The 12,079-nt window shown below is 70.5% G+C and carries 8 protein-coding genes, 1 tRNA gene and 1 pseudogene; 4 read left to right on the top strand and 6 right to left on the bottom strand.

The annotated features are described in order from the left end of the window. The first annotated feature begins 24 nt into the window (after positions 1-24). From ACFYR3_RS23790 to ACFYR3_RS23775, 4 genes are all read left to right on the top strand, one after another. Positions 25-492, top strand: coding sequence for a pyridoxamine 5'-phosphate oxidase family protein (locus ACFYR3_RS23790; RefSeq protein WP_355853838.1), 468 nt, complete (start codon positions 25-27; stop codon positions 490-492). 29 nt (positions 493-521) lie between these two features. Next, complete coding sequence (locus ACFYR3_RS23785; RefSeq protein WP_355853805.1) at positions 522-998, top strand: hypothetical protein; 477 nt, start codon at positions 522-524, stop codon at positions 996-998. Further along, on the top strand, positions 998-2,569 hold the full coding sequence (locus tag ACFYR3_RS23780; RefSeq protein WP_355853802.1) for an oleate hydratase: 1,572 nt from the start codon (positions 998-1,000) through the stop codon (positions 2,567-2,569). Before ACFYR3_RS23785 ends, ACFYR3_RS23780 begins: the two co-directional genes overlap by 1 nt. Positions 2,570-2,709: 140 nt before the next feature. Further along, the gene (locus ACFYR3_RS23775; protein ID WP_355853799.1) at positions 2,710-4,443 is read left to right on the top strand and encodes a GAF domain-containing protein; all 1,734 of its coding nucleotides are present in this window, start codon (positions 2,710-2,712) and stop codon (positions 4,441-4,443) included. 50 nt (positions 4,444-4,493) lie between these two features. Here the strand turns inward: ACFYR3_RS23775 and ACFYR3_RS23770 are convergent, their stop codons facing one another. The 6 genes and pseudogenes from ACFYR3_RS23770 to ACFYR3_RS23745 all read right to left on the bottom strand — a co-directional run bounded on the left by ACFYR3_RS23770 (position 4,494) and on the right by ACFYR3_RS23745 (position 12,002). Further along, entirely contained in the window at positions 4,494-5,417 is a 924-nt protein-coding gene (locus ACFYR3_RS23770) for a carbamate kinase (protein WP_355853796.1), read from the bottom strand. A gap of 3 nt (positions 5,418-5,420) precedes the next feature. Then, positions 5,421-6,422, bottom strand: a complete 1,002-nt coding sequence (argF, locus tag ACFYR3_RS23765; RefSeq protein ID WP_355853793.1) for an ornithine carbamoyltransferase — start codon at positions 6,420-6,422, stop codon at positions 5,421-5,423. A gap of 23 nt (positions 6,423-6,445) precedes the next feature. After that, positions 6,446-7,675 carry an arginine deiminase gene (locus ACFYR3_RS23760; RefSeq protein ID WP_389284673.1) on the bottom strand — a complete coding sequence of 410 codons (1,230 nt, stop codon included), beginning with the start codon at positions 7,673-7,675 and terminating at the stop codon, positions 6,446-6,448. Positions 7,676-8,193: 518 nt separating this feature from the next. Continuing rightward, a pseudogene (locus tag ACFYR3_RS23755) lies at positions 8,194-9,465 on the bottom strand (amino acid permease); the annotation flags it as partial. Positions 9,466-9,827: 362 nt separating this feature from the next. Beyond that, positions 9,828-11,600, bottom strand: a complete 1,773-nt coding sequence (locus ACFYR3_RS23750) for an ABC transporter ATP-binding protein (RefSeq protein ID WP_389284672.1) — start codon at positions 11,598-11,600, stop codon at positions 9,828-9,830. A 328-nt stretch (positions 11,601-11,928) separates the two neighbouring features. Beyond that, positions 11,929-12,002 (bottom strand) — tRNA-Pro (locus tag ACFYR3_RS23745). Positions 12,003-12,079 lie beyond the last annotated feature (77 nt).

The raw sequence follows: 12,079 nt of genomic DNA, 5'->3' as shown, positions 1-12,079 counted from the left end.
GACGAGTCGGCACAGAAGTTGATCATTGGTGTCCGGGGCGGCGGCACGGATTCCCTGGAACCGCGGCGGAGCGTCGCGCTCGACGACACCGAGGCATTGCGGCTGCTCGGCAGCGTGTCCCTGGGGCGCGTCGTCTTCACCCGGGACGCGTTGCCGACGATCCGCCCGGTCAACCACGTTCTGCACGGCGGGGACATCGTCATCCGCACCCACGAGGGCGCGGCGCTGACCGCGTACACCCGGCAGAGCGGCCGTTCGTCCGGTGTCGTCGTCGCGTACGAGGCCGACGCCATCGACCCGGACACGCATCTCGGCTGGAGCGTGGTCGTGACGGGCTTCGCCGCCCTGGTCACCGATCCCGGTGAACTGGCCCGGTACCAGGCGATGTTGCGGCCCTGGGTGAAGCGGGCCATGGACTACACGGTCCGTATCCGCCCGGATCTGATCACCGGCCTCCTCCTCACCGAGGCCGACCGCCCCACAGCCTCCTGACCCACCCGCGCATCTTCGGAAGGATTCACATGACCAGCGACAACACCCGGACGGCTCCCGACGTGCGACTGCGCGTCGACGGCGAGGTGGACGAGGAGACCCTGGCGTACGCGCGGGCGAAGATCGACGCGGTCGTGGGACGGCCCGGCCTGCCCGACGTCACCGGCGAGGTGCGGATCACGAGATCGGCGGTCCATCATGCGGACCGCCCCTGGTCGGCCGCGGCCGAACTGCGGGTCGGGGGCCACGAGGTGGTCGTCCTCGCCGAGGAGGCCACCGGCCGCGAGGTGATCGACCAGCTCAAGGACCGGCTGCGCCGCCGGACGGAGCAGGCCGCCCACTCCGGACGTTCCGGCCACCACCAGGAGGCCCCACCGTGGCGCGGCGGCGGCCTGGCACCGCACACCCCTACGGCGCACGACGGTACTGGAGTCGACGGCACGGAACCCGATGGCACCGGACACGGCGGTACGGGCGCCTCCGGCGACGCGCAGGGAGCCCTGTGATGACGAAGGCGTACCTCGTGGGCGGTGGGATCGCGGCTCTGGCGGCGGCGGCCTTCCTGATCCGCGACGGCGGGTTCGAGGGCTCGGACATCCAGATCTTCGAGGCACAGCCGCGAACCGGCGGAAGCCTGGACGCGGGCGGCACCCCGGAGGCCGGCTACACCATGCGCGGCGGCCGGATGTTCGAGGCCGAATTCCGTTGCACGTACGACCTGTTGTCCGCAGTCCCCTCCCTCGACGACCCCTCGGTCCCGGTGACACGGGAGATTCTCGACGGGCACGAGGAGTTCGCCTGGGACGATGTCTCCCGTCTCGTCGACGGACAGGGAGACATCGTCGACACCCGCTCGATGGGGTTCTCCGAACGGGACCGGATCGACCTGCTCCGCTGCCTGGCCGCGCCCGAGGGGCATCTGGACGGCACGCGGATCACGGACTGCTTCGGCGAGCACTTCTTCACCACGAACTTCTGGTTCATGTGGTGCACCACGTTCGCCTTCCAGCCGTGGCACAGCGCGATCGAGTTCCGCCGCTATCTCCGGCGCTTCCTCCACCTGTTCCCCGAGTTCTCGTCCATGACGGGCATCCACCGGACCCGGTACAACCAGTACGACTCGATCGTGCGCCCCCTGGAGGCCTGGCTCCGCGAGCGGGGCGTCATCGTCCGGACGGGGTGGCGGGTCACCGACCTGCGGCTCGCGCCGGGGCATCGCGGCACCGCGGTCGAGCAGATCCGGGTGAGCCACGACGGCCGGGACGAGCGGATCGACGTGACCCCCGAGGACCTGGTCCTGGTGACCAACGGCTCCATGACGGACGCCTCCAGCCTCGGTTCGCACACCGAGGCACCCCCCGCGCCGCCGCGCCGCTCCGACGCGTGGCTGCTCTGGAACCGGCTGGCCAGAGGCCGCGACGACTTCGGCAACCCCGCCGCCTTCGACAAGAACGTGAAGGAGTCCCGCTGGGAGTCGTTCACCGTCACCGACCGGGACCCGGCGTTCCTCGAAGCTCTGGAGAAGTTCAGCGGCCGGCCCGCCGGACGAGGCGGTCTGATGACGTTCACCGCCTCCAACTGGCTGCTCACGATCGTCGCCAACCGCCAGCCCGTCTACCGCGACCAGCCCGAGGGCGTCTCGGTCTGGTGGGGCTACGGCCTTTCCCCCGACCGCCCCGGCAATCTCACCGGCAAGCCGATGACCGAGTGCTCCGGCCGGGAGATCCTCGACGAGGTCCTGCACCATCTGCGCTTCGACGCGTCCGTGACGGGCCGGGTTCGGGAGACGTCGACCGTCGTGCCGTGTGTGATGCCGTACATCACGAGTCAGTTCCTGGTCCGCCGCCGTGACGACCGGCCCGCGGTGGTGCCCGAGGGGTCGGTCAACCTCGCCTTCATCGGCCAGTTCGCCGAGGTCCCCGACGATGTCGTGTTCACGGTCGAGTACTCCGTGCGTACCGCCTGGACCGCGGTGGCCGAGCTCCTTCGGCTCCCCGGACGACCGCCGGAGGTCTACAAGGGGTACCATGATCCCCGCGTGCTGGCCAGAGCGCTGGAGACCCTGCACGCCCGGTAGCGCCAACTCCCCGGCTCACTTTCGCATGGTTCCTCCCCTGCGCCCCGAAGCCGTCCGCCGCGTTCCGCACAGGTGCTCGACTGCGGGCGCGGCCGGTCGGGCATCATGGCTTCGTCGGGCGGCGATCGAGGAGAACACGAATGGACCAGAGCGCGAACCTTCCGGAGGAGCCGTCGGCACCGCAGTTCCGGCTGGACGCCCTGCTCGAGGACCTGCAGGAGCAGGTGCAGCGTGTGCGCGGCACCCAGAACCGGGTGCACACCCTTCTCGAAGCGGTCCTCGCGATCGGCAGCGACCTGGACCTGGACGTGGTCCTGCGGCAGATAGTGGAATCCGCGGTTCAGCTCGTCGACTGCCGCTACGGGGCACTCGGTGTCCTCGGCGAAGAGGGCGGCATCAAGCAGTTCATCACGGTGGGGATCGACGAGGAGACCATCGCCCGCATCGGGAACTATCCCCGGGGAGAAGGCATCCTCGGCCTCCTCATCCGCGAGCCGCACGCGCTGCGGCTCCCGGTGCTGAGCGACCACCCGGACTCGGTCGGCTTCCCGCCCGGTCATCCCCCGATGACCACGTTCCTCGGCACCCCCGTACAAGTCCGCGGCAAGGTCTTCGGCAATCTGTACCTCACGGAGAAACACGGCGGGGCCGAGTTCGACGCCGAGGACGAGGCGGTGCTGCGCACGCTCGGCGCGGGGGCCGGTGTGGCCATCGACAACGCCCGGCTGTACGACGACGCCCGGCGCCGTGAGCGCTGGCTGGCCGCGAGCAGCGACCTGACCCGCACCCTGCTGTCGGGTGCCGATCCGGTCGAGGTCCTGCACACGTTCACCGCGACGGTCCGGGAGCTGTCCGACGCGGATCTGGTGACCCTGGCGGTGCCGGTGACCGGCACCACGGACCTGGTCATCGAGTCCGCCGAGGGACGCGACGCCGAACTGGTACGGGGGTTGGCCCTGCCGGACGGGACGAGTCTGGCGGCCAAGGTGTTCACCTCCGGCGAGCGCATCGTCAGTGCGTCGCTCAGCGAGGACCCGCGCACCGGGACGGGCAGCGCGTCGGTTCTCGAACTCGGCCCGGCGTTCGTGATTCCGCTGGGCACCCCGGAGCGGGTGCGCGGCGTCCTCCAGGTCGCGAACCGGCAGGGCGGCACCGTGTTCCCGGACGCCACCGTCGAGATGATCGCCGGTTTCGCCGGGCACGCCGCGCTCGCCCTGGAGATCGCCGAACACCGCCGCGACGCGGAGCAGTTGCTCGTCCTCAACGACCGGGACCGCATCGCGCGCGACCTGCACGACCTGGCCATCCAGCGGCTCTTCGCCGGCGGCCTCAGCCTGCAGTCGGTGCTCAACCGGCTCTCCGACCGGCCCGAGGTGGCCGAACGCGTCCAGCGGGTGGTGGACGATCTCGACGACACGATCAAGGTCGTGCGCTCCACGATCTACGCCCTGCGGGAGAGCGACCGGTCGGGCGCCACCGGTCTGCGCGCCCGGCTCGTCACCGAGGTGGGCCGTGCGGCCGAGACACTCGGCTTCACCCCCTCCCTGCGCATGAGCGGCCTGCTGGACACCGACGTGTCCGACGAGCAGCGGGAACACGTGGTCGCGGTCCTGCGCGAGGCCCTGTCCAACGCGGCCCGGCACGCCCACGCCACCGCCGTGGAGGTCACGGCCGAGGCCACCGCCACCACGCTGCGGCTGCGCGTGGCGGACGACGGACGAGGCATCGGCTCCGACGTCTCCCGCCGCAGTGGTCTCGGCAACATCAGCACCCGCGCGGACCACCTCGGTGGCACCTGCGCCCTGACGCCCAACGAGCCGAGCGGCACCGTCCTGGAGTGGACGGTGCCGTTGCACCACGCCGACCCGGCCTGACCCACCGGCTCTCCCCCGGCTGCCGTTGCCGAGACGGCCCGCTTGTGCCGCTACCCGATGGGCAGTTCGGGTCTGACCAGGGTCCCGGCCTTGCCGTGGACGATCTCGTACGCGCTGTCGAGGGCACCGATCGCGGCGAGGCCGCCGGTGCGCTCGACGAACCGCGCGGCCGCCTCGGTCTTGGGCCGCATCGAACCGTCGGGAAAGTCGCCGCGCCTCAGCTCGGCGGGGGTGGCATCCAGGACGGGCCGCCGGCCGGGGGTTCCGTAGCCGGAGTAGACGTACGGGACGTCGGTGAGGATGAGCAGGAAGTCCGCCTTCAGCTCCTCCGCGAGCAGTACGGCGGTGAGGTCCTTGTCGATGACGGCGTCCACCCCGGTCAGCGCGCCGGTGTCCCGGTCGGCGGTGACGGGGACGCCCCCGCCGCCCGCGCAGATCACCAGCGTGCCGGCGGCCAGCAGCGCGCGGACGGTGTCCGTCTCGACGATCCCGGCCGGCTCGGGCGAGGGCACCACGCGGCGCCAGCCCGTGGTGTCCGCCGCGACGTCCCAGCCACGGGCACGGGCCAGGGACTGCGCCAGTTCCCGCGGGAAGACCTGTCCGACGAACTTCGTCGGACGGTCGAAGGCCGGATCGTCGGCCCGGACCACGGTGTGGGTGACCAGGGCGGCCACCGCTCTCCCCGGCAGCGCGGCGCGCAGCGCGCGGGCCAGCATCGAGCCGATCATGCCCTGGGTCTGGGCGCCGAGGAGGTCCAGCGGGTACGGGGCACTCAGCGCCGGATCGGCGGCGCTCTCGACCGCGAGAAGCCCGATCTGGGGACCGTTGCCATGGGTGATGACGAGTTCGTTCTCGTGGGCGAGTGCCGCGAGAGAGGTGACCGCCCGGTCGATGTTGGCGCGCTGCCGCTCCGCGTCGGGGCGTTCGCCGCGATGCAGGAGCGCGTTGCCGCCGAGGGCGACGACGATACGCATGGTTCAGTCCTCCAGGGTGGCCACGAGTACCGCCTTGATGGTGTGCAGCCGGTTCTCAGCCTGGTCGAAGACGATGGAAGCGGGTGAGTTGAACACCTCGTCGGTGACTTCGAGCCCTTCGAGGCCGTAGGTGTCGAACAGTTCGCGGCCTAGACGGGTGCCGCGGTCGTGGAGTGCGGGCAGACAGTGCATGAACCGCACGTCCGGGTTGCCGGTGGCCGCGAGGGCCTTGGCGTCGACCTGGTAGGGCAGGAGCAGTTCGACGCGTTCCCGCCAGGTGTCGGCGGGTTCCCCCATGGAGACCCAGACGTCGGTGTGCAGGAAGTCGGCCTGCCGGACCGCCGTTTCGACGTCCTCCGTCAGGGTGACGCGGGCTCCGCTGCGTTCGGCGAGGGCTCGGCAGGTGCCCACCAGGGTGTCCTCGGGCCAGAGGGCCCGGGGCGCGGCGATCCGTACGTCCATGCCGAGCAGGGCGCCCATGGAGAGCAGCGAGTTGCCCATGTTGTTGCGGGCGTCGCCGAGGTAGCAGTAGCTGATGTCGGTCAGGGGCTTGTGGGAGTGCTCGCGCATGGTGAGCACGTCGCACAGGCTCTGGGTGGGGTGCGCGGTGTCGGTCAGACCGTTGAAGACGGGAACGCCGGAGTACTTGGCGAGTTGGGTGACGATGGCCTGCGCCGAGCCCCGGTACTCGATGCCGTCGAACATCCGGCCGAGGACCTGCGCGGTGTCGCGCACGGACTCCTTGACACCCAAATGGGTGTCGCTGGGACCGAGGTAGGTGGTGGCGGCGCCCTGGTCGGCGGCCGCGACCTCGAAGGCACAGCGCGTACGGGTGGAGGTCTTCTCGAAGATCAGCGCGAGGTTCTTGCCGGTCAGGCGGGGGCGTTCGGTGCCGCCGCGCTTGGCCGCCTTGAGGTCCGCGGCGAGGTCCAGCAGATGGTGGATCTCTTCCCCGGTGAAGTCGAGTTCGCTCAGGTAGGAGCGGCCTCGCAGGTCGACGGTCATGATGGGGGTTCTCCTCGCTGTGGTCAGGTGACCGGGTCGCGTTCGATGGGGCAGCTCATGCAGCGGGGTCCGCCGCGCCCGCGGCCGAGTTCGCCGCCGGCGATGGTGATCACCTCGATGCCCTGCTTGCGCAGATAGGTGTTGGTCGTGACGTTGCGCTCGTAGCCGACGACGACCCCGGGCGCCACGGCGAGGAAGTTGCTGCCGTCGTCCCACTGTTCGCGTTCGGCGGCGCGTACGTCCTGCGGAGCGGAGAGCATGCGTACCTTGTCCAGGTCGAGCGCCTCGGCCAGGGCGGTCGCCAGGTCGGAGTTCGCCGTGACGTCGAACCCGCTCTCCCGTTCGCCGCCGGGCAGGAGGGTCCAGGAGCGGAGCGAGTCGGCCAGTCCCGGGTAGATGGTGAACGCGTCGCGGTCGACCATGGTGAGCACGGTGTCCAGGTGCATGAAGGCACGGCTGGAGGGGAGTTGGACGGCGATCAGCCTTCGGGCCGTGCCGTCCGCGAAGAGCCGGCCCGCGAGGGATTCCACGGCCATCGGGGTGGTCCGCTCCCCCATGCCGACCATGACGGCCCCGTTGCCGAGGACGTGGACGTCACCGCCTTCGAGGCTGGCGAGCCCGTCCCGCACCGAACTCCCGTCCAGGAGGGGCGCCTTGACGGACCCGGCGAACAGCGGGTGGAACCGGTAGATCACCGCGGCGTGCAGGCTCTCCCTTCTCCGGGCCTGCTTGGCCATCGGGTTCACGCTGACGCGGTCGAAGATCCAGCACGAATTGTCGCGCGGGAAGAGGTGGTTGGGCAGCGGGGCGAGCGCGAAGTCGTCCGGTTCCAGCGCGGTCCACACGAGACTGCGCGGGCCGGCGATCGGCAGGTCGGCCTTGAGCAGGCCGCCGATCAGGTACCCGGCCAGTGTCTCGCCGTCCAGACCGGCGCAGAACGTCCGTACGGCCTCCACCAGGGCGGGCCCCACGGTCGCCGGGGTGACGACCCGGTCCAGGAGCCAGGTGCGGGCGTCCGGCAGGTCGAGGCTCTGGGCGAGCAACTCCGCGAAGTAGTGGACCCGCGCCCCCTGGTCCCGCAGGGCCTGGGCGAAGGCGTCGTGCTCCTCGCGGGCGCGCTTGGCCCACAGGATGTCGTCGAAGAGCAGCGCGTCGACGTTGCGCGGCGTCAGTCGGGAGAGTTCGAGTCCGGGCCGGTGCAGAATCACCTGGCGCAGTGGGCCCACTTCGGAGTCGACGTGGAATGTGGTCATGTCAGCTGATTCCTCGGGGAGTTGGGCACGGGCGAGGTCGGGGCGGGGGACGCCACGACTCAGTCGTGGTGGTGGTGCCCGGCGATCTCTGCGAAGTCGACGACCGCACCGGGCCCGCCGTGCCGAACGATGTGCCGGGCCGGATCAGGGCCCTCCGGCGTACGGACCGAGGACTCGCCCGGGTCTTCCCGCATGGCCGCCGCCTCGGGAGCGACGACGGGCGCCGGAACGGCGGAGGCCGCATCGGGAGCGTCGGCGGCCTGCGGGACGGCGGGGGCCGCGTCGGAAGCAGCGACGGGCGCCGGAACGGCGGGGCCCTCGCCGGGAGAGACGGCAGGCGAAGGGACGGCGGGGCCGACTTCGCGAGCGGCGGCGGGCTGCGGGACGGCGCGGGCCGGATCGGGAGCGACGACGGGCGCCGGGACGGCGGGGGCCGCGTCGGAAGCAGCGGCGGGCTGCGGGACGGCTTCGCCGGTGTCGGCGGGGTGCGGGATTCCGGCGGGCGCCGGGACGGCGGCGTCGTCCCCGAACTCACCGCGGTCACGCTTGAGCCAGATGTAGACCGGCAGTCCCAGCAGCAGCACGAACAGCCCGTAGTAGACGGTCTGGTAGCCGCTGCCCTGGATCGACCAGTAGGAGAAGACCATCGCGAGCGCCGAGACGGTGATGTCGCGTGCCAGACGCCCGCCCGACAGCGTGTCCCGGCCGCGCACCAGGAGCCAGTACAGCTGGGCGGCGGCCGAGAAGAGGTACGGGATCACGGCGGTCAGCACGCTCAGCAGCACGATCTTGGTGAAGACGTCCTCGAAGCGCGTGTAGCTGAACACCGTGATGAGAGAGGCGAGGACGGTCGAGGCGACGATGCCGAAGACCGGGACGCCACCGGGTCCGCGCAGCTTCGCGAAGGCGACCGGGAAGAGTCCGTCACGAGCCGCCGCGTACGGCATCTCGGCGCAGATCAGGGTCCAGCCGTTGAGGGCGCCGATGCCCGAGACGATGGCGGCCACTGCGACGGCGTCGCCGGCCCAGGTGCCACCGAGGATGTTGTCGGCCGCGTCGGTGAACGGCGCTGTTGAGACGCCGAGTTGGCCGTGCGAGACGGTGCCGAAGACCGCGAGGGTGCCCAGGATGTAGATGACGGCGCAGGCGACGGTCCCGTACACGGTGGCGCGCGGGACGTTGCGCCCCGGTTCACGGACCCGCCCGGCGACCACGGACGCGGCTTCGAGGCCTATATAGCTGAACAGGGCGATGGCCGCGGCGGCCGAGATCGCACCCGACGCCGACTGGCCACTGGTGTTGAAGTCACCGAAGTTGTCCGGGTCGATGAAGACGAGACCGACGGTGGCCATGAAGACGAGCGGGATGAACTTCAGGACGGTGGTGACCACTTGGAAGGCACCGGTGTTCTTCGCGCCGGAGAGGTTGATCGCCGCGGGGATCCACAGGCCCACCAGGGCGATGAGGACCGAGGCCCAGACGCGGTGGCCGGTGTTGACGAAGACCTCGACGTAGCCGACCCAGGCGACCACGATCGCGGCGTTCCCGGCCCACGCGGTGATCCAGTACGACCAGGCGTTGAGGAATCCGGCGAACTCGCCGAAGGCCTGGCGGGCGTAGACGTAGGGCCCCCCGCTCCCGGGGACGCGCTTGGACAGCGCGCCGAAGGTGAGCGCCAGAGCCAGCGCGCCGACGCTCACGACGACGAACGCCACCAGGGAGATCGGACCGTAGGGTGCCAGGGCCGAGGGCAGGGCGAAGACTCCGGTACCGATGATGCTGCCGATCACCAGCGCGGTCGCCGCCGGAAGTCCGAGCGCCGCCTTCACGGCGGGCGCGCGCTCCGGTCCCGTGCTGTCCGGCACCGGATCTGTGGTCGTCGCGGGCATGGCTGTACTCCCTCTTCCGGCTTCTCCAGCAGAGCAGTTGATCCGAGATGGATCTTTCCGCCTGCCGCAGGCCGTGAAGAGTGGCCACAGGTCCCCGACCGGGACCGTAGGTCCCTGGGCCGTCGTCCGACCGGCCCTCCCGGTGGGCCGGGTTTTCGTGACGGCCCCACCGTGCGGCCTCGGGGCACGCCCCGTCCCGCGTGACGGACGCGCGGGACGTGGCGCGCCCCGAGGTCAGCGGGCCCGGCCGGGTGGGCCCGCGTTCAGTGCTGGTCGGCCGGGGCCGGACTGTCGTCGATGAAGCCGCCCGACTGGTGGCGCCAGAGCTTCGCGTAGGCGCCGTCCGAGTCGAGCAGTTCCTGGTGCGTGCCCTGTTCGACGATCTTTCCGCGGTCGAGGACGACGAGCCGGTCCATGGTGGCGACGGTGCTCAGCCGGTGCGCCACCACGAGCGCCGTGCGCCTCTCCATGAGCCGCCACAGCGCCTCCTGGACGAGGATCTCGCTCTCGGAGTCGAGGGCGCTGGTCGCCTCGTCGAGCAGCAGGATCGGCGCGTCGCGCAGGATCGCGCGGGCGAGGGCGACCCGCTGGCGCTGGCCGCCGGAGAGCTTGATGCCGCGCTCTCCGACCATGGTGGCGAAACCGTCCGGCAGCGCGTCGGCGAACTCCGTGACGTGCGCCGCCTCCGCGGCGCGGCGGATCTCCGCCTCGGTGGCGTCCGGACGGGCGAAGGCGATGTTGTCCCGCAGCGTGCGGTGGAACATCGCCGGGTCCTGCGGCACGTAGGCGATCAGGCTGCGCAGGTCGGCCTGGCGCAGCCTGCTGATGTCCTGGCCGCCGATCAGGATGCGGCCGTCGTCGATGTCCGTCATCCGCAGCAGCAGCCGGGTGAGCGTGGTCTTGCCTCCGCCGGACCGGCCGACCAGACCGATCTTCGCTCCGCTGGCCACGGCCAGTTCCAGCCCGGTGAAGAGCGGCTTCGCGCCGCCGTGGGTGAAGGTGACCTGTTCGAAGTGAACGTCGGCGGCGCGGGACCGCAAGGGCTCCGGGGTATCCGGGTCCAGCACGGTCGGCGGCGTCATCAGCAGTTCGGTGAACTGGGCGGCCTCCGTCATCGAGCTTTCCAGCCGGCGGTAGATCTGGTTGAACTCGAACATGATGCGGGTCGCGTTGGCGTAGTACGTGAAGGCGACCACGACCGCCTCCACGCCGTGCCCGCCCCCGCCGAGCGTGATCGCGAGCAGCAGGCCGAGCGCGTTGGTCAGGACGGACATCGGCGCGACGAACGTGTCGATGCGCAGGTTGCCGTAGTCCCACGACCGCAGGGTGAGCCGCCGCGACGCCGCGACCCGGGACCGGTGCTCGGCCGCCTCGCGCTCCTCGGCGGCGAAGGCCCGGACGGTGTCCATGTTCATCAGGCTGTCGGCGACATGGCCCGAGACCAGGGCGATCGCCTCCTCGCGCTGGTCGACGAGTGCCTGGCGGCGCCGGATGAGCGGCACCACGCACAACCCCGTCACGGCGATCATCACCAGGAGTCCGACGACGAGCAGCGGTTCGTAGCGCCACAGCACCACCGACCCGAACACGAGCGGCACGAGGCTGCCCACGACCTGGAACGTCATCGTGTCGACGAATTCCTCGAAGCGGGAGGCGAAGCTCAGCACCCGCTTGGTCAGCGAGCCGGCGAAGTTGTCGTGGAAGAACGAGGCGTCCTTGGCGAACAGTTCGTCCATGCCGATCACGTACAGCTGCTCGATGCCGAAGGCGTCCAGCCGGTTCAGACAGTGCAGCCCGAGGCGCCAGAAGGCCTCCGCGAGCAGCAGGACGCCGCCGAAGGCGAGGACGTACGGCAGCGCGGCGCCGATGGAGACACCGCCGGCGTCGCCCGCGATACGGCCGACGAGCTTCGCCACGATGAGCGGCGCGATGTAACTGATGCCGATGTTGCCCAGCGCCGGCATCAGCATGGCGGGCACCGTCAGCCGCCGGAGCCTGCGCAACTCCCTTCCGTAGTAGCGAAGAGCGAGGAGCACCGAGCCCCTGCCCGGTAAAGCCTTGCGCGATTCAGGACGCGATTCAGGAGATGCCATCCCAACCCTGTGTCGTCGTACGGCAGCCCGCCACGCCTTGTGCGGTTCACAAAGACGCCGATGTACGCATATGGGCAGGCCAGGATTTGTAGTGTCCCGTGACGGCGGCCACGCGGTCCAAGTGTTTTTCTCGGCCATCGGGCCATACCGGACAGCTGTACGGCCCCGGTCGGAGGGGAGTGGCGGACGACTGCGGCCGACGGTGACCGGGTACGACAGAGGCCGCTTCCTCAGAAATGAGAAAACGGCCTCTGAACCACGACTCAAAAAGTCGGGACGACAGGATTTGAACCTGCGACCCCTTGACCCCCAGTCAAGTGCGCTACCAAGCTGCGCCACGTCCCGATGCCCGTCTGACCTGGGGTTTCCCCTGGCTGGACGTGCACGGAAACAATACCGCACTCGTGCCGGTGGTCGCGCAC

Source organism: Streptomyces sp. NPDC005784 (genome assembly GCF_042871525.1).
GTDB lineage: Bacteria > Actinomycetota > Actinomycetes > Streptomycetales > Streptomycetaceae > Streptomyces.
Note: the sequence above shows the minus strand (reverse complement) of the source record. Positions and strands in the feature narration are given on the sequence as shown.